Here is a 22047-nt window from a genome sequence, read left to right as displayed (position 1 = left end):
TGCACTTCAACTTTCCGGCTTTTGCTATTGCGGCTTATGATTGCTACAATTGTGTAAATATTATAAAAAAGGAGTGGCCCTCATGAAAACTTTATCCACACAAAGCGTCATCTACAGTTTCTCTCAATTGAATGAACCTGTCCTTCGCGTCCAGCCGGGAGAAACGGTAGCCATTGAGACTTATGATTGCTTTAAAAATCAGATTCAATCAGAAGACCAGGAAGTGTCAGCCATCGACTGGGACGCCATCAATCCGGCAACCGGCCCAATTTTCATTGAAGGGGCCCAGTTCGGTGATTTGCTGAAAGTGACAATCGATGATTTAGAAATCGGAGACCAAGGCGTGATGGTCACTGGCCCCGAACTCGGAGTCATGGGCCATCGGCTTGAAAAAATGGAATCTAAAATCATTCCGATTGTTGGTGGTAAGGCCATCTTTAATGAGCAGATTCAGTTGCCGCTCAATCCGATGATCGGCGTTATTGGCGTAGCACCGGAAGGAAAACCCGTTTCTTGCGGAACTCCTGGTGCACATGGCGGGAATATGGACACCAAATTGATCACCAAAGGTGCGACGCTTTACTTCCCGGTTTTCACAGATGGCGCCCTTTTTGCGCTTGGAGATTTCCATGCCGCGATGGGCGATGGTGAAGTCAGCGTTTCCGGCATTGAAGTGCCCGGCCGGGCGACAGTCACGTTCGACTTGATCAAAGGGGTGCATCCGAATTACCCGATTCTTCAAAATGAAGAAGGCCTTGCGCTTCTTGTGTCAGCCATGACACTGGATGAAGCGGTGAAAATTGCCGTTGAAGAAACCATTGATTTGCTCTTGCCCTATACGGAGCTGAGCGTCAGTGAAATGACGATGCTAATGAGCGCAGCCGGAGAGACGCAAATCAGCCAAGTGGTGGATCCGCTCGTCACGGTTCGGTTTTTCGTGCCGCAGCACATACTCGATTCACTTCACATCAAATTATTCGCTTAAAGGAGAGTTCTTATGTTTATTGGCGAAAAAATCCGCTTGACCGCCATGCGGGCTGAAGATTTGCCAGAGTACAGGAAATGGAACAGCGAAGCGGGGTTCGGCCGGAATTACAATTCTTCGCCGATCCGCGAAATCCCGGAGAAACAGGCAGAAGAATGGCTTCATGAAAATTCCGATCGGGATTTCCGTTTCGCTATCCGCCCGCTTGAAAACGAGAACTTTATGGGCGTATACGCCATTGAAGACATCGCATGGTCCCATCGCGTCGGCTGGCTGTCCATTGCTCTCGGTTCTGATTACCAAGGCAGCGGGTGTGGAACCGAAGCGATGAAGCTGCTGATGAATTATGCGTGGAATGAGTTGAATCTGCACCGTCTCCAGCTGACTGTATTTGAATACAATAAGCCCGCTATCGCAATCTACGAGAAATTAGGCTTCCAAAAAGAAGGGGTGTTCCGTGAATTTCTGCAGCGCGACGGCAAGCGATTTGATATGTATCTATACGGCAAATTGGCGTCAGAACCTTCCGACTTTTGAGCGAAACGCCATTTTGTGTTACACTCAAGAAAAAATGTAGGTGATTAGAATGGTAGGAAGAAATGATCCGTGCCCATGCGGCAGCGGCAAAAAATATAAAAAATGTCACGGAAAACAACAATCCGTTTCAATTAATGATTTAGTAAACGAAGAATTGTTCAAAGTACGCCAGCAGTTCTTTTCGGAAAATCCGAATCAGGAACAATTGCCGGCTTTCCGCCAGCTTCAGCAAGAATGGCAGCCCCGGTTAATGGAATCGATGGCAGAAAACGATGCACAGGCTTTTGTGATTGAAAACTTCCTATTCATGCAAAAACCCGAACTATGGGAAGAGTTCTTAGCGAAGCAAATAGAGCTTGCACAGCGTCCGACAACGAAAGAAGTGCTTCAAAACTGGAAAGATGTCCGCGTATTCCTTGGCCAATACATTCAAGGCAACGAAGAATCTGCCCAGTTCAAGGATGCATTCACAGGCGACCTTTATCAAATGACTGACCAGCCTCCAACGGATATGGAAGACGGACAAGGCTTGCTTGCCATCTTGCTTCCGGATGCACGCATCGGCGAAAATGGTGCGTTGTTCCTTAACGGCTATTTGACAGTCGTCGGCGAATTTGCTCCTTTCTTTGAACAATTGAAATCTTCTATGGAAACTGCCAATGCTTCTGATGGCAGCCAGTACATTACGGATAACTACCTTACTGTAGTAGAACATATTGTAAAATATTCGACCGGCACGGTTGAAGAAAGCATTGAGCTTTCACCGGAACACGAATCGGTTATGGCAGAACTCCGCAGCCATATTGCTCAAGCGGAATTCGACAAAGAAACGGTCGATAACGTGACAAGCATCTTAAACAGCTACCTGGTTAGCCAACAGCCGACCGTCCAGAAGCCGGAAGCTTTGGTTGCCGGTTACTGGAGATTCCTTCAGGATCATGAATTGATTAACGGACCGATGCTGGCGCCTAAAGATCTCAGCGAAAAATTCGGAGTTTCTTCAAGCACAATCCTGAAACGTTCAAAAGAATTCGGTGCTTACTTCGAAGGACTACTAGCAAAAAAATAACCAGTAAATAAGCAGCCTAGGCTGCTTTTTTTATTCTCTGGCCTTCTCAAGCAGCGAACAATCATACCCGTAGCCGCAAGAAATAAAACCTCCATACGTGCTGCCAAAAGCGCGCTGTAAAATTATACAGCTTGTTGATAACTTGAAGAAAATCCGAAAAAAAAGGGTGAAATCCTGTTATTCTTGCAATAAACAGCACCTTATTCACATTTCTGAAAAGTTATACAGTTTTTTTGTGGAACAACTTTGTTATTTACACTTATACACATGTGGATAAGTTCTCAATATACAGCAGATATTCTTACCTTATTCATAAAAAAAGTGCTCCGAGTTTTCTCGGAGCACTTTTTTTATTTGGTTTTTGGCGTTTTGGCGCGCATTTTCCGGTATTCTCTCCGGGCAGGAGCGGTTTCAAAGAACAATTTCTCGCCTTCGGATTCAGGAATGACCGCCGGTACCGGCGTAGGTTTTCCGTCATCGCCCATCGCCACCAATGTCAGGAACGATTCGGTCGTCAATTTTTCCTCGCCAGTCTGCAAGTTCTGTGATTTCACACGAACGTAGACTTCCATAGAAGTCCGTCCAGTAGACGTCACATTGGCTTCCAGTTCAAGTACATCTCCCACATGGGCAGAAGATAAAAAGTCGACCGAGTCGATTGAAGCGGTAACGACCACTTGGCGGCTCGAGTGCTTCATCGCTGCGATCCCCGCAATTTCATCAATATAGGCCAATACCTTTCCTCCAAAGATCGAATCCATGTGATTCGTATCCGGCGGCAATACCAGCTTCGTTTGGATCGTTCTTGATTCTTTCATCGGTTTTGCTTCCATTTCCAACATTCCTTTCGCTTCATTTCATTGGCTGATCTCTCTGAATTCCCTTCTCAATGCTAGCTTGCTGAAAGCAAAACAGCAAGTTTCACGATTATGCTATAGTGAAAATGAGGGGGAAATAAATTGAGTGAATTACTGAGTATTTTAAATACACCTGAATTTCAATCGAAACATACATTAAAAAAACAACTGCAGACGCTCGGATTTGGAGCAGGCGACTATGTCATGGTCCATTCCTCGCTTAAATCCATAGGATGGATTGCAGGAGGCGCACAGGCGGTAGTAGAAGCCCTGCTTGAGACCATTACGGCTGAGGGCACCTTAGTGATGCCTTCACAGTCTACTGACAACTCAGATCCCGTCTATTGGATGAATCCGCCAGTTCCCGAAAACTGGCACCAGCCCATCCGGGAAAACTTGCCGGCATTCGATCCTTTTTTAAGCGAAATGCGCGGCATGGGCAAAATTGCGGAATGCTTCCATCGCCATCCGGGCACGATTCGCAGTCCGCATCCTTCCCATTCGTTTATCGCCTGGGGCAGCAAAGCTTCCGAATGGATGCGCGAGCAGCCCCTTGAAGAATCTTTCGGAGCAGGATCTCCGCTCGAAAAAATGATGGAGGCACCGGTTAAGATTCTGTTGATCGGGACCGGCTTTGATTCTTGTACGGCTTTGCATTACGCAGAATTCATGCAAGAAAATCGCACCACTTCTCCTCAAGGCGCCGCCTTATTGGAAAACGGAACACGCGTCTGGCGCAGCTACAACTGTGTAGATATGGACTCGGACCGCTTTCCGGAACTCGTAAAAGACTATCCCGGCACAATACAGGAAGGAACACTTGGCCAAGCTTCAGTGAAAATTGCCGATATGCAGCCGTTAATCGAATTCGGCATCCAGTGGCTCCGGGAACATCCCGCTCCTCCTGAAACACCGCAAGCGTAAAGCCGGTCCATCTGCGGACCGGCTTTACGCTTTAGCTGAAATGATTTCATCCAATAGGCTTTCAAGCTTATCGTTATTTGCATTAAAGGAGTCCACAAATGCATTAATGATTTCAGCAGTCCCGGGAATCTTCTCCCAATCCAGCTGATATCCAGCGTTCCAAGCAAGCTGCCGGGCAAACTCGCGGGTTGTGCGGCCATTGCCTTCACGGAACGGATGAAGAGCATTCAATTCCGCTAAATAATAAGCCAGCCGGGAAATAAATTCATCCCGCGGCAAATTCTTCAAATAATCCTCTTCTTCCAAAGCCTGAAAGATTTTATGAAGCTCAGGCTCTATAAATTGAGGATGCGCAAAAGAAGAAGATCCTTTCGAAATCATCTCTCTTCGCAATTCTCCAGCAAACGGATAAACGTCCTGCAGGATATAGCGATGAATTTCCAAAAAAGCCTCCATATTCGATGGATTTTTTGGCGGATTGATCTTTAACTCAGAAAGCCGGAAAAGCGTATAGACTTTTTCCAGCTCTTTCAGCTTTTCATCATCTGTGATGTCAAATAAATTAATCAATACATCCGAATCCGGGTAGCAATACAGAGAGGTATGCTGATATTTAGACATCGAATTTCATCTTGATGGCCCGATGGAATTGAGCTTCCGTCTGTTCACCCGTCAAGACCGACCGCACAAAATTCTTATCCTCATGTGTCACTTCGAACCCTTCCGTAACCAAGGAATGCGACGCATAGGAAATTGCTTGATTGGCTTGTTCATGGGACACCCGGTTTACTAATTTCGTCAAGATCATGACCACCTTTCATTCTCTAATTATAGCATTTTCCAGCTCTTAAATCCAATAACGACAAGGGTTTACGGCAAATAAAAGGCTGGTTTTCCAGTGGGGAAAAATACATATTTGGCTGAGAGGCATTTTGGCTAATCGGGAAGTTTTCACAAGGAAATACGAAGGGGGAAAAGTGCGGATATTCCTTCTTGCTGTATTAAAACATAAAAAAAGAAAGCCAGCGCTGCTGGCTTTCTTTTACGCTTGTTGCTGCAATTCTTTTGTTTCTTCAGAAGTGAATGCCCTCGATCTCGTCAAAAACCGCTTGCCTTCCACTCCTTCAAGAGAAAACATGCCGCCGCGCCCTTCGACAACGTCGATGATCAGCTGCGTATGGCTCCAGTAATCGAATTGGTTCTTATGCATGTAGAATTTGCTGCCGCCGATTTCACCGAGCAGCACATCCTGGTCGCCAAGAAACAGATCCCCTTCCGGATAGCACATAGGTGAGCTTCCATCACAGCAGCCTCCTGACTGATGGAACATCACTGGCCCATGCTTCTGTTTCAGCAGTTCAATCAATTCAAGCGCCGCATCTGTTGCGGTTACACGTTCAACCATGCCAATCCCTTCTTTCGTTATCCGTTCCAGCCAGATCAAAAGAATCCTTGTTTGTTGTCGCTGTAGCTGACAAGCATATTCTTCGTCTGCTGGTAATGGTCAAGCATCATTTTGTGGTTTTCACGGCCGACGCCGGACATTTTGTATCCGCCGAAAGCAGCGTGAGCCGGATATTGGTGATAGCAGTTTGTCCAAACGCGCCCTGCCTGAATGCCGCGTCCAAAACGGTAAGCGGTATTCGTATCGCGCGTCCAAATGCCTGCGCCCAATCCATATAATGTGTCATTGGCAATTTCCAATGCTTCTTCTTTTGTTTTGAATGTCGTAACCGATACAACCGGTCCGAAAATCTCTTCTTGGAAAATGCGCATTTTGTTGTCGCCTTTGAAGACCGTCGGCTTAATGTAGAAGCCTTCCGCCAATTCACCTTCAAGCATGTTGCGGTCCCCACCGATCAGCACTTCTGCCCCTTCCTGTTTGCCGATATCCAGGTAAGACATAATTTTTTCCATCTGTTCCTGTGATGCTTGAGCGCCCATCATCGTTTCCGGATCCAGCGGATTGCCGATTTTGATGGCGGCAACACGTTTCAGCGCACGCTCCATGAATTCTTCATAGATGTCTTCTTGAATCAATACACGGGACGGACATGTACAAACTTCGCCTTGGTTCAAGGCAAACATGACAAACCCTTCCACCGCTTTATCCAAGAAAGCATCGTCTTCATCCATGATGTCTTTGAAGAAAATGTTCGGTGATTTTCCGCCAAGCTCCAGCGTAACCGGAATCAGGTTTTGTGAAGCGTATTGCATGATCATCCGGCCAGTTGTCGTTTCACCCGTAAAGGCGATTTTGCTGATGCGCGGGCTGGATGCCAGCGGCTTCCCGGCTTCAAGGCCGAATCCGTTGACGATGTTCAAGACACCCGGCGGAAGAAGGTCGCCGACCAATTCTGCCCATACCAAGATGCTTGCCGGTGTTTGCTCAGCCGGTTTCAAAACGACGCAGTTGCCGGCTGCAAGAGCCGGCGCCAATTTCCAGGTTGCCATCAATAACGGGAAGTTCCAAGGGATGATCTGCCCTACAACGCCCAGCGGCTCATGGAAATGATAAGCTACGGTATCTTCATCAATCTGGCTGATGGATCCTTCCTGCGCACGGATGACACCCGCAAAATAACGGAAGTGGTCAATCGCCAACGGAATATCCGCATTCAGCGTTTCACGCACCGCTTTGCCGTTATCCCAAGTTTCAGCTACAGCAAGCATCTCTAAATTTTCTTCCATGCGGTCTGCAATCTTTAACAGGATATTCGAACGTTCTGTGGTGGATGTTTTCCCCCAAGCTGTTTTTGCAGCATGGGCAGCGTCAAGCGCCGCTTCGATATCTTCTGCTGTTGAGCGGGCGATCTCGGTAAATTTCTTGCCGTTGACTGGAGAAACGTTGTCAAAATACTGGCCTTTCGCCGGCGCACGCCATTCGCCATTTATATAATTCTCGTATCTCTCTTTAAAAGAACTTTTTGCTCCATCACTGTTCGGTCTTGCATATGCCATTACCATTCATGTTCCACCCCTTTGATTGGTTTGCTCTTTTCGATGTATCCGCTTTCATTTTTTTAAAAATTAGATAACGGGAAACCGAAAAGGCTTCACCTCTATATTGTCAAATTAATCGGAAAATTGCAATCATTATTTGCCGATTTAATTAAACCCGCCGCCGTTTTGTTTAATTGGAAGAGAGGTTATAATGAAATCAGGCAGAAATTAAAGAAGTAAAGGGAGTTTCCTATGCGAATCAATAAATTTTTAAGTGAAACAGGCATCACTTCCCGCCGCGGTGCCGATAAATTTATCGAAGCCGGGCGTGTTACGATAAACGATAAAACGGCGGAACTTGGCAGCAAAGTGGAAGACGGAGACGTGGTGCGGGTAGACGGCAAGGTCATTGAACAGCCCAAACAGCAATATGTCTATATCGCACTCAACAAGCCAATCGGCATCACCAGCACCACCGAACGCCACATTAAAGGAAACATTGTCGATTTCGTTAATCATCCGCTTCGCATTTTCCACGTCGGCAGACTCGATAAAGATTCTGAAGGCTTGATCTTGTTGACCAACGACGGCGATATCGTCAACGAAATCTTGCGCGCTGAAAATGAACACGAAAAAGAATATATCGTAAAAGTGGATATGCCAGTGACTGATTCGTTCCTAAAGAAAATGTCTGAAGGTGTAGAAATTTTGGATACGGTGACATTGCCGGCTAAAGCTGAAAAGCTTTCGAAATTCACGTTCCGCCTGACGATCCGCCAAGGATTGAACCGGCAGATTCGGCGCATGTGCCAAGCTTTAGGCTACGAAGTCCGGAATCTGCAGCGCGTACGGATTATGAACATTCATCTTGGAGACCTTCCAGTCGGCGAATGGCGGGATCTCTCCGATAGCGAACGAAACGAACTGTTTGCCGAATTGGATTACAAACCGAAACGATAGGAGAGTTGCGGATGCTCACATTAATGAATACTCCGAATCATACAGGCGTAAAAATCAGCGGCGATTATTTTGACTTGGATGAATTGAACCAAGCCATTTATCATGTTATCGGCGATGAAAAGAAATATTATGACTATGCGGGCTCCCGTATGCGCATCCTTGGAATCGCCTACGAAGTTCGGCATGCAGCCCAAGGTGACCGGAATGTGGAATCCGTATTCAACGGTCTCCATGACCACACGAAGAAACAGCACGGTTTTATCGCTCCGGACAAAAACATCTATTTTTCTACCGAAATTCTTTGGCCCGAACTCCTCTATGCGGCTCTTGCCTTGAAGGAATTTTCTGCCTTGCATCGGCAGCAAGCCAAGAGTTCCGAATGGGATGTGCATTTGCCGGTTATTCAGCGATTTCAGGCACTCATCCTCGACTGCCTCCACGGCCAAGTACCGGAAGAAGAATATCAGGCAATCCTGAAAACGTTCCAGGAAGCACCTTCTTTAGAAGACTACGCTGTTCAATATGTCGATTTTTTAAACCTGAAATACATTGAAATGCCTAAAGCCCAAAAGGAAAAGACGCTGCCGTTAATAGCGATGAAGATAGCAGCCCAGGACAAAGATTATGCGGCTTTTCGCAATCAGGTATTGGCGGCTTCCAACCCTGAAAAACGGCCGATCCATGAAATCCGGCTTCAAGCTGAGTATCCGGAAGACATCGTTTGGTAAAAAAACAAAAGGCTTACGTTAGGTCAGTGTAAGCCTTTTTCTTATGGTTTAATTCGTTTCAACTAATCCATTCCTTCTTATCCACGCTCTCCCTCCCGTGTCCCAGCAAAGCAGTCCAAGCGCTTCCCCGTTTAAAGCCGTCATTCTAAGGGGTATACCTTCTATAAGACAATCTTGCTACGATACAGGAGTGATTCGCATGAAAAAATTGATAATTCCTTTTGCTTTTCTTTTATTGCTTGGTGCTTGCGGAAGCGAAGATCCTGAACCGGCCGACGGCGCACAAACAGAAGTGGGCGCTCCAGAAGGCGAACTGGATCCTACCGCACCTGAAGCAGGGGATGAAGCAGAACCGGTTGAATTTTCTGCTTTGACTGATGGGACCATTGAAGAAGGGGATCCGGTCTCCCTCTCAGGCACTGCCGAAGAGCTGACGGATGACGGGGCTTTCCCAGCCTTTATCATGAGCAATGGAGAAGAAGAGATTTTCGTTCGGAATATCGCGGAGACTACGGTTGAAGCGGGTGATTCGGTTACTATCCAAGGCATCTTCGAAGGCGACGCAGAAGAAGACATGCCGCTTGTTTCTGCATCGGTTATTGAAGTGGCTGAATAAAAAAAGATGAATTCCGGTTATCCCGGAATTCATCTTTTTTATGGATTTGTTACTCCACCAATTGGATAAATTGGCGCGTCCGTTCATTTTTTGGATTCTCGAAGAATGTTTTTGGATCTGCATCTTCGATAATGACACCTTTGTCCAGCATGATGACGCGGTCCGCCACTTCTTTCGCAAACTTCATCTCGTGCGTGACGACGACCATTGTCATGCCTTCTTCTGCCAGCTGCTTCATAACCTGCAGCACTTCCCCCACAAGTTCCGGATCCAATGCCGAAGTCGGTTCATCAAACAACAGAACTTTCGGCTCCATAGCCAAAGCACGGGCAATGGCCACCCGCTGCTTCTGTCCACCGGAAAGTTTGCTTGGGTAGACTTCCGCTTTATCGGCAAGCCCTACTTTTTCAAGAAGACTGCGTCCCAGCTGCTTCGCTTTTTCCTTATCCATTTTTTTTACGATGATTGGCGCTTCAATTACATTTTCCAATACCGTTTTATGGGGAAAAAGATTAAAGTGCTGGAATACCATGCCGACTTCAGCACGGATATTCGCGAGCTTGTCTTTTTTCGGGTTGATCGTATGGCCATCGATTGTAATTTTCCCGCTATTCATTTCTTCCAGAAAGTTGAAGCAGCGCAGCAGCGTGCTTTTCCCTGAGCCGCTGACCCCGACAAGAACGACAACTTCTTTCGGTTGCACTTGCAGATCGATGCCTTTCAACACTTCCAAGTCTCCGAAGGATTTATGGATATTTTCTCCGATAATCATGATTTGTCCCACCTTTATGCTTTGTCTACATCCAGTCTGTTTTCATACCATCTGACAATGTATGTGAAAATCATGACCAATACTAAATAATAGAAACCGACAACGATGAAGGTCTCGAACTGTTTAAAGGAACTGGCTGCCGAACGGTTGGCTACTGAGAACAATTCTGCTACCCCGATCATCCACACAAGAGATGAATCTTTCAGCGTAATGATGAACTGGTTGCCAAGCGGCGGAATGGAACGGCGAAGCGCCTGCGGAAAAACAATTCTCCGCATTGCTTGGGAATTCGTCATTCCAAGAGCCCGGCTGGCCTCTGTCTGACCCGAATCAATGCCCTGGATAGCACCGCGGAAAATCTCCGCAATATAAGCTCCATTATGGACACCCAGTGCAATCGCACCTGCCCAGAAATTATCCAAGACAATCAGCTGGGTAATCCCGAAATACAGGAACATGATCTGAACCAGCAAAGGCGTTCCCCGGATAATGGTAATGTATAGATTTGCAATCCCTTGAAGGATTTTGGAATTCGATATTTTCATCAAGGCGAAGATTAATCCCAGCACTGTCCCGAGAACAACCGAGATGGCTGTGAGTTCCAGCGTGATGACGACAGCTTCCAAAAATCCCGGATAAGTGTTCATAAAAATATCGAATATCGTACGAATAGTCTCCATGGCGGTTCCCCTCTCTCAGTTTAGCGCAGAACTTCAATTCCTTCTGTCTCTACTTCGAGAAGGTTAGTGCCGAACCATTTTTCGGAAATCTCTGCATATGTTCCATTCTCGACGATTGCATCCAAAGCTCTGTTGACTTCATCCAATAATTCTTTATCTTCTTTGCGTACAGCGATTGCCGCTTCTTCAATCCATAGGTTTTCACCGATGTCCTTGATTTCAAGGCCGGCGTTCTGTGCTTCAAATCCGACAACATCCGCCGTGATGACAGCATCTACTCGACCAGGCACTAAATCCTGCAAAGCCACAACATCACTATTGTAGTACTGGATATCATCTGTATATTCTTTTGCAGCAGGCTCGTATGTTGTTTGGGCAACGATGCCGATTTTCTTGCCTTCTAAATCAGCTGCTTCTGTGATATCGGTGTTATCTTCAGCAACCCAGATTTTACCGCCGGACAAGTAGTACGGATCTGAGAATGCGACAGTTTCAGAACGTTCATCTGTAATCGCCATCGAACCGATAATCGCATCGAATTTATTGCCGATCAATCCTTGGATGATCGTTTCAAAAGGGTTCGTTACCGGATTATGCTCAAGCCCCATCTCTTCTGCCAGCGCAGCTCCGATTTCAATGTCAAAGCCAGTCAACTGGCCGCCTTCTTCATAGTTGAATGGTTTATAAAGTCCGCTTGCAGCTGTCGTGAATTTGCCTTCTTCCAACAGATTCAATCCGCTGTCTCCGCCGCCTTCAGAACTTGACGAACCGGAAGATCCTGAGGAATCATCCGACCCTCCGCATGCTGCCATAAGCATTCCAGCCGATAAAATAACCCCTAAAAATGATAATTTCTTTTTCAAAGTAATCTCCCCTTTTTTTATGAATGGCCAAATCGGCTAAGCCGTTTGGGAATTGCCGGTTATTGAGCACGCTCTAATAAAAAATGTCATTCTCCCGATAGACAGCTTCCACCTTCGCTAAATTGTCACGGACTTTGGCATGGTCCTTTACATAAACAAATCGCATGATGGATGTTAATAACGCATGGACGGCTGTATAGGAATCGATATTCAAATTGGAAGTGACTGTCACAATCAGCGAAGCATCGGCATATTGCACGGCCGGAGATTCAATGGAATCTGTCAGGACAATAATTTCAGCCCCTTTGCCTTTAGCCGTTCTCAGCAGTCCGTCCAGCTGCTTTGTGTAGCGCGGAAAGGCAAACGCGATGACTAAGTCGCCTTCAGCTGCCTTTGCCAGCCTGCTGTAGCTCTGGCTATTGTCAGGCATCAGCATCTCCGCTTTCCCAAGCGACATATTGAGCCATTCGGAAAACCAGTGGATCAATCCGAAATCAAAGAAATTTCCGGTTATACAAATATTCTTCGCCTGGCTGATTCGATCGACTACATAGAGCAGCTTGTCCTCGTCCATCGACTTTTTCAGTTTGACGATGCTTGAAATATCCGCATCCAACAAGTTTTCCAAAAAAGATTGGTCAGCCAATGGTTCCGGCTGCTCTTCCTCCACTTTTTCAATGCGCTCCTGCGCCAATTTCCGCTGTACGATTTGCTGAAATTCCGCATAGCCTTTATAGCCCAATTTTTGTGTCCACCGAATCACCGTCGATTCACTGACATTTACTCTCTTTCCTACTTCGAGAGCGGATGAAAATGCAAGAAAAATGGGTTCTTGAAAAAACAAATCTCCTACCTTTTTTTGGCCGGAACTAAAATCCTTATAAGAATCCGAAACCTTTCGCAGTAAATCCTGCATATTCTACGCCCCCAAAACAAGAACTTACTCAATACCACAAATTAAGCATACTATTCTGCAGGAATTCCTGCAACCATTCTCTGAAAATTCATCTTTATTAAAAAACCATAAATAATTAAAAAATATAACAAACTTTTATTCCAAGCCTTAATACTTCTATGCTGCCGGTATATTCCTTGCGCAATACGGATCAAATCCAATTATGTAAATCGAGCTATAAAATCTTCAAAAAAATTTAAGGGAAAGAGTTTAATATGCAGGATTTCGGAGACTTAGAAAAATCATTCCCTAGTCTTTCAATTTCTAAACGCTATTTCAAATTCCTGTAAACGATTTCGCTAAATCAAACCGGAAGATATTTCTGCAAAAGGAGGGTATGGAGAAAATAGAGTGTGATTGACGCTATTTTTCTGAGAATGTCTTATACTCGTTGTATAACTATTGTATCGGAGTGATGAGTTTGGCTTTGGAAGATTGGATCTTTCGATTGTTTTTATTTTGGTACAGCATCGGCATCATCTTATTAGGATTTGATATCTTGCCTGCCTGGCTCGAGTGGGCCAATGCTTTCTTCTTAATTCTTTCAGGCACCTTAGGTTTTCTTTATTTCCTGAAAAGATTTGGGTCCATTACGGGGAGTGTTTTAGGTGCTGTCATATTCATTTTCACTTTTGTAGTCGAAGGAATGGGAGCTGGCGTCGGTTTTCTGTTCGGTTCCTATGATTACACGGAGAAATTTGCACCGAATGTTTTCGGCGTCCCGATTGCCATCGGTTTCGCCTGGCTGATGGTTATGGCGACCACCCATGTACTGGCACGCTGGATTTACCCTTCAGGCGGCGTATTTTATGCAATTATCGGCGGAATCGGCGCTGTTATCATGGACTTGATCATTGACCCTGTCGCTTATCTCATTAAAGGCTACTGGATTTGGGAAGACACCGGCTTTTACTACGATATTCCTTGGACCAATTTCTTTGGCTGGTTTGTCGTAGCGTTTCTCTTACATATGCTGATTGATTGGCTGATGAAGCGGAAATCATTGGCAGTCTATTCTGAAGTACCGGAAAAGCGCATGGCTTTGCTTTATGTATTGATGATTGCCATGTTCGTAATGCTTGCCTTATTAGGAAAATTTTGGCTCGCAGCAGGGTTGACTACTGTATTAACCGTGATTTTCTCAGTAACGGCTTGGAGAAGGAGGATTTCATGATTAAAGCGAAAAAGAAAAAATCATTTGAGCTCGCCTTCGATTCCTATTTGAGGCCTTTGCTCCGCTCTTCTTTTTCCAATCTTTTTGGCCGGGGCATCGAAGCCCCGCCAAAAAAACCGGTAATTTTCATCGCCAATCACAGTTCCTGGTGGGACGGCTTGATTTTCTTTTATTTGAATAAATATTTCTGGAAACACGATATCCACATGATGATGCATGAAAGCGGATTGACGCGCTATCCGTATTTCCGTTTTCTCGGCGCTTTTTCGATCAATCGGAAAAAACCGAAAGACATTATGGCTTCACTCGAATATACCGAGCAGCTGCTAAAGGAAGGAAAATCGGTGGTCTTATTCCCGCAAGGCGATGAATTCCATCAGGAAAGCCGCCCGCTGACTTTTCACAACGGGGTCATCTATCTGCTGGAGCGCTGCCCGGATATTCCGATCATCCCTATCAGCCTTTACTATTCGTTTCGCCATGAACGAAAACCGGAGGTCTGGATCGACCAAAAAAAGGAATTTTACGTCCAAGACATTTCAGGCAGCAAAAGGAAAGAGAAAACCGCTTTTTTAGAAGCCTTTTGTACAGAACAGCTGGATGAATTAAAGGGTTTCGTTGTCGCTGAACAGACAGAAGCTTTTCAAGAACTCCGCAAGAGGAGGAACCGGTGATGCTCACCCTCTATATAATTCTTCTTTCCTGTTTTTTGCTTTGGACCATCTTCAACAGCTTGTTCCTTCCATCGCTGCCGATGGTCTTTTCCATCAAGGAAAAGCCGCTGGTTTCGGTGTTGGTGCCGATGCGAAACGAAGAACGGAATGTCAAGACCATTATCGCTTCGATGAAAGCTTTGAGCTATCCGCACGTGGAACTGATCGTGCTGAACGATCAATCCACCGACCGGACACAGGAATTGCTGGAGCAGGAAATCGCTGAGGACTCCCGCTTTCACATCATCCAAGGAAAAGAACTGCCGGATGGGTGGGTCGGGAAAGTCCATGCGTGCCACCAGCTGCAGCAAGCGGCGCACGGCGATTATTTGCTGTTTGCCGATGCAGACATCCGCTTCCATTCTTCAAGCGTCGGGCAGACACTTTCTTTAATGCAGCACAAAAAGGCAGCTTTGCTTTCCGGCTTCCCTGCATTTGATGTGCCGCCGCTGCTCAGCAAACTGATGGTGCCCATGCTTCATTTCGTGGTGTTTTTCCACTTGCCGATCGCATTGGCCAATTATACGAAAATGCCGGCAGCTACTGCCGCAAATGGAATGTGGATGATGTTCGAGCGAAAGAGCTATGATGAGATCGGCGGCCACGCTGCTGTACGCGGCTCGCTTGTGGAAGACGTACATATCGCCAGAAGGATCAAAGCTTCCGGCCGCAAAATGCTGTTGGCGAATATCACCAAATCGGTTCGTTGCCGCATGTACGAAAAAAACAGCGAAGTGTGGGAAGGCTTTCTCAAAAACAGCTATACCGGAATCGGCAAGTCCCCGCTTATTGCTTGCGGCCTGACTGTTTTCTATGCGCTATTTTATATGGCCCCTTTATTTTTAGCGGTCTTCGGTTTGGCTAAAGGCGAAGTTCTCTTTATCCTCCCTTACTTGCTGACCGTGCTGCAGCAAGGCTACGTCCTGCTTAAGACGCAGCAGCGAGTTCTTCTCGCCTTCCTCATGCCTTTTCAAGCCGCAGCAATGATCGCCGTGTTGCTCGCTGCTATGTGGAAATCCTGGCGGAAAAAGACCTATTCATGGAAAGGCAGGCAATATTCATGAAAAACGCAATCATCATCGGGGCCGGGCTCGGCGGCTTGTCCGCTGCAGTCACGCTTGCCCATGCCGGATTCAACGTTCAATTGATCGAAAAAAATAGCCATTTTGGCGGAAAGCTCATGCCGGTGAAATTAGGCAGCCATCATTTCGATTTCGGCCCCAATACCATTACCATGCCCCAAGTCTTTCGAGACATCATCGAACAAACCGGCGAATCGGCTGAAGATTATTTCGAACTGCTCCCTGTGAAAATGCACACACGAAATCATTTTCCAGACGGCACACAGATCGATTTCAGCTCGGACGCCAGTGAAATGATCCGCCAGCTGCAGGCTTTTTCTGAAAAAGATGCCAGGCGCTATCCCGAGTTCATCAAAGAAGTGAGCCGCTTATACGAAATGTCCGAACGCTATTTTTTTCCTTCCATTTTCCAATCATGGACGGATTACCTTTCGCCTTCTTTAGGGAAATCTCTTTTTAAGGTACGGCCATTGGAAAATATGCATCATTTCTTTTCAAGCTATTTTTCAAGCCCGCAGTTTCTCCAAGCGCTCGACCGGTACGCGACTTATATCGGTTCTTCCCCATTTAAAGCACCGGCAACATTTTCCATGATCGCTTATCTTGAACTGGTGCAGGGGGTTTTCTATGCCAAAGGAGGCAACGTTACAATCGCCAACGGTTTTGCAGCAGCCGCAGAGAAACAAGGCGCGGTTCTGCGGAAAAATACAGAGGTTTCAAAAATTCTGGTTAAAGACAAAAAGGCAGTGGGCGTTGAATTGGCCGACGGCTCTAAATTGGAAGCGGATCTCGTCATTCTAAATGGAGATCTGCTGTCCGCTTTTCCAAAACTGGTCGGCGAAGAACACCGCCCTTCTTTTAAAGATGCTAAAATCAGCCGGTTCGAACCTTCCATCTCTGCCTTTGTCATCACAGCCGCATTGAATAAACGTTTAGACGGCTTAAAGCATCACAATGTCTTTTTTTCAAACGATTACGAGAAAGAATTCCATGAATTATTTGCGCTGAGAGATTATAGCGAAGAGCCCACCATCTATATCAGCAACTCTTCCTATACCGACCCGGCCATCTCACCGGATGGCGATAATCTCTTCATTCTGGTCAACGCTCCTGCACTTGATGATAACGGCAAGCTTCAAATTGATCCGGAACGATACAAAGAAAAAATCTACGATTATTTGGAACGCTACGGAATCGATGTAAGAAGCTCGCTGATCGAAGACAAAGTCTTTACCTCTTCCTATATCCAGGAAAAGTTTGGAGCGTATCAAGGGGCATTGTACGGCCCTTCCTCACATCGCAAAAAAGATGCTTTCCTTCGGCCTTCCAACGCCAGCAGCGACATCAAAGACCTGTATTTTATCGGCGGCAGCACCCATCCAGGAGGCGGGTCTCCTATGGTGACAATGAGCGGCCAGAATTTAGCCAAACGGCTTATCAAAAAATACGAGTAAACAAAAAAGGCGCAGGGAAGTAGACCATTTCCCTGCGCCTTTTTATTCGCGGCATTTGATTACAGACAAGCAAGAATCGCTTTCTTCGATTCATCCGGCACAAAATGCTTTTCATGGAAGACATTGTAGTGTTTCGCACGGATAGTAGTAAGAATTTCCTTATACACAAGCCCGGCCCCTTTTACAGGAATTCTGGCGTCCATCGGATATTCATGGATGGTTTCGAAAGCGGAACGGTAGTAATGTTCAGCCAGTTCGGCCATTTCTTCCCACATTGCAATAAATTCAGGGCTAACAGTACCGGCATACAATTCCTCTTCATTAAATCCGTTTTTTTGCATCACTTCACTCGGAAGGTAAATCCGGCCGATCTTTAAATCTTCCCCGATGTCCCGTAAAATATTCGTAATTTGCATCGCATGTCCAAGAGCAATCGCCCCTTCGCGAAGCACCTGGGTTTTATTCGGTGCAAGAATCGGCAACAGCATCAAACCGACCGTGCTGGCTACGTGATAGCTGTAAGTCAATAATTCTTCTACGGTATAATAGCGTTTGATGGTCAAGTCCATTTCCTGGCCATTGATCAAGGCATGAAACGGCTCAGCCTCCATGGCATAACGTTCAAAAACATCCGCTAAAGCGACCCACATCGGATTTTCCGCGTCAAAATTGCCTCGCAGGAACTCATGGAACTCCTGCTTGAAGTTTTCCAGCTCCACTGCCGGATTATCCCCTTCATCCACGATATCATCGACAGTCCGGCAAAATGTATAAACTCCCCAAACCGCTTTCTTCTTCGCTTTCGGCAATAAAGAAAATGTGCGGTAAAAACTTTTGGAGTTTGCTGCAATCACTTCTTCACAATAAAGATAGGCTTCTTTTACATCCATTATGAATCGCTCCCTTCACTCGTTAAATCCCGTTGGACTTGTTCAGCGAGTAGTTTTGCTCCTTGCATAACAATCGGAATGCCTCCGCCTGGGTGGACCGAAGCCCCGACAGCATAAAGCCCTTCGGTTTTAAAAGGCTTGACTTGCGGGCGGAAAACCCCCGATTGAAACAGGGTCGGCCCGATTCCAAAACTGCCTCCCTGAAACAGTCCAAAAGCCTCCGCATCAGTAGGCGTACGCACTTTCATCCATTCCACGGCTTCTTTAAACCCTGGGAATGCCAGCTCTTCCATGCGGTCAATAACGCCGTCAATCCATTCTTTTTCATCTGCCCATTGAATATCTGTGCCTGCAGGGACTGGAATCAATACATACATAACGCCTTTTCCTTCCGGCGCAAGCGAATCATCGATGATGGAGGGGTGGAAGGTGTAGAAAGCCGGATCGTCAGGCAATTTTTTATCTGTAAACACTTGTTTCATATGATTGGTGTAACTTTTCCCAATGAAGAACTGATGGACATTCGCATGTTGATAAACACGGTCCAAACCAAAATAAAGCAGGACACAACCTGAAGAAGGGGTAAATTCCCTTTTTTTCGCTTGCGGCAAAACTTCTCGAATGGACGGGAAGTCTCCATTATAGATTACGGCGTCGAAGCCTTTAAATCCTTCTTTTGTTTCAATTCCTTTGACTTTATCTTGCTCCGTGACAATGTTTTCAACCGGCACGCCCGTATGTATCTTTAGATTCGGGCGGCTCCTTAATTCATTTTCCAAAAGCGGAATTAGGTTTCCATATCCGCCTTTTAAATAATGCACGCCATGTTCATGTTCACTGAACGGCACGAGCGAATACATTGCAGGTGCGTTGAAAGGATCTCCCCCAATATAAAGCGCCTGCAGCGTATAAGCTAATTGGAGCCGCTCATCCCGGAAATAATTGGACATCAGTTTCTTCACCGATTGCTGGGGTTTCAGCTTCAACAGATTCTTGACGTTGCCCGGAGTCCAAAAATCCGATTTCTTTACAAACGAATGTTCAAGGAAGGCAGACTTGCCGATTTCGAAACGTTCCCGCCCTTCTGTCATAAATCGCAGAAATCCTTCTTTTTCACCGGGGAATTCACGTTCCACTTCTTCGGCTTGCCGTTGAATATCCGGATATTTCGTATAAACTTTCCCGTCCGGAAAACGGATTGTGTAAAGAGGATCGCAAAGCAGCAGCTCGTATCGCTCTTTCGATATCCCCGCTTCCCCTAATAATTCCTGGAACATTTCAGGAAGCAGGACGATCGTCGGCCCTTCATCAATTCGATAGCCGTCTTTTTTAACAAAGCGAAGGCGTCCGCCTAATTGGCTGTCCTTTTCATAAATGGTGACATCATGCCCTTTTTTTGTCAGGTATAACGCTCCCATTAAACCTCCTACGCCTCCGCCGATGATTGCGATGTTCATGCAAATCCCTCCAATGCAGGAAGCGGAGAGACCGGAAGCGTTTTTCTTCCATGCTGTTCCAGAATGCCATTGGTCGAAATGCGGGCGGATTCAAGAATGGTCGGAAGCCCGCTTCCGGGATGGGTGCCCCCGCCGACGAGCCAGCAATTATCCAATTCTTCAAATTTGTTATGAGGACGGAAAACCATCATTTGGGTCAATTGGTGGCCCAAATTAAAGGTCGCTCCTTTATACACCGAATAATCCTGCTCCCAGCCAAAAGGGGTCAGCAATTTTTCCACTTCGATATGGTCGCGCAGCCCTTTAAATTGCGTTTTTTCTTCTATAATATCCAGTACGAGATCCCGGAAAGCTTCCTGCTCATTTTCCCAGCCGATGTCACTGAAATTATTCGGAACCGGTGCCAGAATATATAACGCCGATTTGCCTTCCGGCGCAAGCGTTGGATCCGTTATACTGGCATTCTGGATGTAAATGGAAGGGTCTTCAGAAAGAATGCGGGAATTGGTTATTTCCTCTACATTTTTCTTATAGTCCTTCGAAAAGACGATGGTGTGGTGCGACAAGTCATATTTCTTATCAAGCCCTAGGTAGATCATAAACGTCGAACAAGAATATTTCTTTTTCTCCAATTTTTCCGGCGTGTATTTTTTGAGAATGCCGGGCTCGACCAGGTGGTTCATCACATGAGCAAAATCTCCATTGATGACGACTTCATCCGCCTCGATGCGCGTTCCGTCTTCAAAATCCAGACCTTTCACGGCCCGCTTCTCAATCCATAGTTTTTTGACCCCGCGGCCAGTATGGATTTTCCCGCCTAACTCTTCGACCACTTTCGCCATCGCTTGAGAAAGCTGGTTCACGCCGCCGATCGGATGGAAGATGCCGTATGCATGTTCCATATAAGAAAGAATCGAAAAAGCGCCTGGACATTCCCATGGAGACATCCCTAGATATTTGGACTGAAATGCAAAAGCCATCTTCAGCCGTTCATCTTTAAAATAGCGTGATAATACTTGATAAAGCGTTTTGTTAATCTCAAGTTCCGGCAATGCTTTAATCACTTTCGGCTGCATCATATGGATGAATTTATCCATTCGTGATTGGAGAATCGGCGACAGTGCTTCTAATTTTTTCCCGGTTTCCTTCATAAACCGTTCATAGCCTTCTCCATTGCCTTTGAAGTTCTCATCAATTTGCGCTCTCATTTCTTTATGATTCCGCGTCATGACTAAACTCTGGTCTTCAAATATCAATTCATACATCGGATCCAGTTCAATTGCTTCCATGTAATCGGTCAACTTGCGTCCGGTAGCCTCAAACAATTCTTCAACGATATGTAGCATGCTCAAAAAAGTCGGTCCCGTGTCAAAAGTGAAATCTCCTAACTTCAACTCGGCATTGCGCCCTCCGACTTTTTCATTTTTTTCGTAGACGTCTACTTGGTAGCCTTTGCCTGCCAATAGCATGGCTGCTGCCAATCCGCCCGGCCCTGCTCCTACTACTGCTATGCGTTCTCTCATCTATATGACCCCATTCCGCTTCAAATGTCCTGTATAAATTATATTTTTATTATACAAATACTATACGACTTATCGTGAAAAAACACTAGAAATAAGCTTTTTTAAATTCTGAAAAATAATTTATTTTCCTTTTCTTTCTAGATGCGAATCAGTTCTAACTTTCCCTCTTTCCCATTCTTGAAAACAAATAAACCACACGCTATCCAAATAGATGCAAAAAAAAGCGCTGAATCAATCTTTAGTCGATTGAATCAGCGCTTCTATATCATTATTCATTTACTTAAGAATTTTAATTTTTACGTTTTTGCGCCCCCATTTAAGGGCATTGCTTTTCGATGGCATAAAAACATCGATTTTATTGCCTTTGATAGCACTTCCAGTGTCACCAGCAACAGCGTAGCCGTAGCCTTCAACATACACTTTCGTTCCAAGTTTGATCACTTTTGGATCTACGGCAATGACTTTAAGGCCTGGGTTTTTCTTTAAGTTCAATCCGGTTCTTGTAATTCCTGAGCAGCCTTTGCATGATGCTGTATAAGCAGATGCAGAAACCGTGAATTCTTTAACCACTGAACCTGAAGTAGAACGCGAAGGCGTTTTTGTCTTAGATGCAGTTTTTGCTGTAGACTTTACCAGTTTCAGCTTTTGTTTCGGATGGATCGTATCAGACTTTAAATTATTCCATGATTTTAAATTTGCGACAGATACCTTCTGTGTTTTTGCTATTTTATATAATGTGTCTCCACTTTTAACCGTATAGGTAGATGATGCTGCTGAGCTCTCAAGCGACATGCCAAGGAACAAAACCAGTGCAAAACTCAATACTATAAGTAGTTTTTTCAAGCTGTTCTCTCCTTCTTTGTTT

24 protein-coding genes are annotated in these 22047 nt (G+C 45.7%); 11 read left to right on the top strand and 13 right to left on the bottom strand.

Going from position 1 to position 22047, the window contains the following annotated elements; all coding sequences use genetic code 11:
- The first annotated feature begins 82 nt into the window (after positions 1-82).
- The 3 genes from BN1080_RS02730 to BN1080_RS02720 are packed head-to-tail and all read left to right on the top strand — an operon-like array spanning position 83 to position 2591.
- Entirely contained in the window at positions 83-985 is a 903-nt protein-coding gene (locus BN1080_RS02730; RefSeq protein ID WP_052650329.1) for an acetamidase/formamidase family protein, read from the top strand.
- Between the two features lie 12 nt (positions 986-997).
- A complete protein-coding gene (locus BN1080_RS02725) occupies positions 998-1522 on the top strand; it encodes a GNAT family N-acetyltransferase (RefSeq protein ID WP_052650327.1) in 525 nt (174 codons plus the stop codon).
- Positions 1523-1571: 49 nt separating this feature from the next.
- A complete protein-coding gene (locus tag BN1080_RS02720) occupies positions 1572-2591 on the top strand; it encodes an SEC-C metal-binding domain-containing protein (RefSeq protein ID WP_052650325.1) in 1020 nt (339 codons plus the stop codon).
- Positions 2592-2941: 350 nt separating this feature from the next.
- Here the strand turns inward: BN1080_RS02720 and BN1080_RS02715 are convergent, their stop codons facing one another.
- On the bottom strand, positions 2942-3424 hold the full coding sequence (locus BN1080_RS02715; RefSeq protein WP_052654348.1) for an acyl-CoA thioesterase: 483 nt from the start codon (positions 3422-3424) through the stop codon (positions 2942-2944).
- Positions 3425-3550: 126 nt separating this feature from the next.
- On the opposite strand from BN1080_RS02715, the gene BN1080_RS02710 reads away from it, so the two are divergent.
- The gene (locus BN1080_RS02710) at positions 3551-4372 is read left to right on the top strand and encodes an AAC(3) family N-acetyltransferase (protein WP_052650323.1); all 822 of its coding nucleotides are present in this window, start codon (positions 3551-3553) and stop codon (positions 4370-4372) included.
- 24 nt (positions 4373-4396) lie between these two features.
- On the opposite strand, the gene BN1080_RS02705 is transcribed toward BN1080_RS02710, so the two are convergent.
- The 4 genes from BN1080_RS02705 to adh form a co-directional block, all read right to left on the bottom strand.
- Entirely contained in the window at positions 4397-4993 is a 597-nt protein-coding gene (locus tag BN1080_RS02705; RefSeq protein WP_052650321.1) for a Fic/DOC family protein, read from the bottom strand.
- Positions 4986-5180 carry a hypothetical protein gene (locus tag BN1080_RS02700; RefSeq protein WP_234398916.1) on the bottom strand — a complete coding sequence of 65 codons (195 nt, stop codon included), beginning with the start codon at positions 5178-5180 and terminating at the stop codon, positions 4986-4988. Before BN1080_RS02700 ends, BN1080_RS02705 begins: the two co-directional genes overlap by 8 nt.
- A gap of 234 nt (positions 5181-5414) precedes the next feature.
- Entirely contained in the window at positions 5415-5777 is a 363-nt protein-coding gene (locus BN1080_RS02695; protein ID WP_052654343.1) for a DUF779 domain-containing protein, read from the bottom strand.
- Between the two features lie 35 nt (positions 5778-5812).
- Positions 5813-7333, bottom strand: a complete 1521-nt coding sequence (adh, locus tag BN1080_RS02690; RefSeq protein ID WP_052654341.1) for an aldehyde dehydrogenase — start codon at positions 7331-7333, stop codon at positions 5813-5815.
- A 234-nt stretch (positions 7334-7567) separates the two neighbouring features.
- Between adh and rluF the strand changes: the two genes are divergently transcribed.
- The 3 genes from rluF to BN1080_RS02675 all read left to right on the top strand — a co-directional run bounded on the left by rluF (position 7568) and on the right by BN1080_RS02675 (position 9619).
- Positions 7568-8275, top strand: a complete 708-nt coding sequence (rluF, locus tag BN1080_RS02685; RefSeq protein WP_052650319.1) for a 23S rRNA pseudouridine(2604) synthase RluF — start codon at positions 7568-7570, stop codon at positions 8273-8275.
- An 11-nt stretch (positions 8276-8286) separates the two neighbouring features.
- Positions 8287-9003: a DUF6904 family protein gene (locus BN1080_RS02680; protein ID WP_052650317.1), complete on the top strand. Its 717-nt coding sequence runs from the start codon at positions 8287-8289 to the stop codon at positions 9001-9003.
- 199 nt (positions 9004-9202) lie between these two features.
- Positions 9203-9619, top strand: a complete 417-nt coding sequence (locus BN1080_RS02675) for a hypothetical protein (protein WP_052650315.1) — start codon at positions 9203-9205, stop codon at positions 9617-9619.
- 49 nt (positions 9620-9668) lie between these two features.
- Here BN1080_RS02675 and BN1080_RS02670 read toward each other — a convergent pair whose 3' ends face one another.
- From BN1080_RS02670 to BN1080_RS02655, 4 genes are all read right to left on the bottom strand, one after another.
- Entirely contained in the window at positions 9669-10391 is a 723-nt protein-coding gene (locus BN1080_RS02670; protein WP_052650313.1) for an amino acid ABC transporter ATP-binding protein, read from the bottom strand.
- Between the two features lie 14 nt (positions 10392-10405).
- Positions 10406-11071, bottom strand: a complete 666-nt coding sequence (locus BN1080_RS02665; RefSeq protein ID WP_052650310.1) for an amino acid ABC transporter permease — start codon at positions 11069-11071, stop codon at positions 10406-10408.
- Between the two features lie 20 nt (positions 11072-11091).
- Positions 11092-11934 (bottom strand): transporter substrate-binding domain-containing protein, encoded by an 843-nt coding sequence (locus BN1080_RS02660; protein ID WP_052650309.1) that lies wholly within the window; start codon positions 11932-11934, stop codon positions 11092-11094.
- 73 nt (positions 11935-12007) lie between these two features.
- Positions 12008-12850 (bottom strand): MurR/RpiR family transcriptional regulator, encoded by an 843-nt coding sequence (locus BN1080_RS02655; protein WP_052650307.1) that lies wholly within the window; start codon positions 12848-12850, stop codon positions 12008-12010.
- A gap of 454 nt (positions 12851-13304) precedes the next feature.
- Here BN1080_RS02655 and BN1080_RS02650 point away from each other — a divergent pair, with 454 nt between their 5' ends.
- The 4 genes from BN1080_RS02650 to BN1080_RS02635 are packed head-to-tail and all read left to right on the top strand — an operon-like array spanning position 13305 to position 17312.
- Positions 13305-14063 (top strand): carotenoid biosynthesis protein, encoded by a 759-nt coding sequence (locus tag BN1080_RS02650; protein WP_052650305.1) that lies wholly within the window; start codon positions 13305-13307, stop codon positions 14061-14063.
- On the top strand, positions 14060-14737 hold the full coding sequence (locus BN1080_RS02645; RefSeq protein ID WP_052650303.1) for a lysophospholipid acyltransferase family protein: 678 nt from the start codon (positions 14060-14062) through the stop codon (positions 14735-14737). The genes BN1080_RS02650 and BN1080_RS02645 overlap by 4 nt, the downstream gene beginning before the upstream one ends.
- The gene (locus BN1080_RS02640) at positions 14737-15840 is read left to right on the top strand and encodes a glycosyltransferase family 2 protein (protein WP_052650301.1); all 1104 of its coding nucleotides are present in this window, start codon (positions 14737-14739) and stop codon (positions 15838-15840) included. The genes BN1080_RS02645 and BN1080_RS02640 overlap by 1 nt, the downstream gene beginning before the upstream one ends.
- The gene (locus tag BN1080_RS02635; RefSeq protein ID WP_052650299.1) at positions 15837-17312 is read left to right on the top strand and encodes a phytoene desaturase family protein; all 1476 of its coding nucleotides are present in this window, start codon (positions 15837-15839) and stop codon (positions 17310-17312) included. The genes BN1080_RS02640 and BN1080_RS02635 overlap by 4 nt, the downstream gene beginning before the upstream one ends.
- Before the next feature lie 59 nt (positions 17313-17371).
- Here BN1080_RS02635 and BN1080_RS02630 read toward each other — a convergent pair whose 3' ends face one another.
- From BN1080_RS02630 to BN1080_RS02615, 4 genes are all read right to left on the bottom strand, one after another.
- A complete protein-coding gene (locus BN1080_RS02630; protein ID WP_110925551.1) occupies positions 17372-18202 on the bottom strand; it encodes a phytoene/squalene synthase family protein in 831 nt (276 codons plus the stop codon).
- A complete protein-coding gene (locus BN1080_RS02625; protein WP_052650295.1) occupies positions 18202-19659 on the bottom strand; it encodes a phytoene desaturase family protein in 1458 nt (485 codons plus the stop codon). Before BN1080_RS02625 ends, BN1080_RS02630 begins: the two co-directional genes overlap by 1 nt.
- Positions 19656-21182, bottom strand: coding sequence for a phytoene desaturase family protein (locus BN1080_RS02620; protein WP_052650293.1), 1527 nt, complete (start codon positions 21180-21182; stop codon positions 19656-19658). Before BN1080_RS02620 ends, BN1080_RS02625 begins: the two co-directional genes overlap by 4 nt.
- 276 nt (positions 21183-21458) lie before the next feature.
- Positions 21459-22025: a 3D domain-containing protein gene (locus BN1080_RS02615; RefSeq protein WP_052650292.1), complete on the bottom strand. Its 567-nt coding sequence runs from the start codon at positions 22023-22025 to the stop codon at positions 21459-21461.
- Positions 22026-22047: the final 22 nt, after the last annotated feature.

Source organism: Planococcus massiliensis, from assembly GCF_000821325.1.
In the GTDB taxonomy this organism is placed as follows: domain Bacteria; phylum Bacillota; class Bacilli; order Bacillales_A; family Planococcaceae; genus Planococcus; species Planococcus ruber.
Note: the sequence above shows the minus strand (reverse complement) of the source record. Positions and strands in the feature narration are given on the sequence as shown.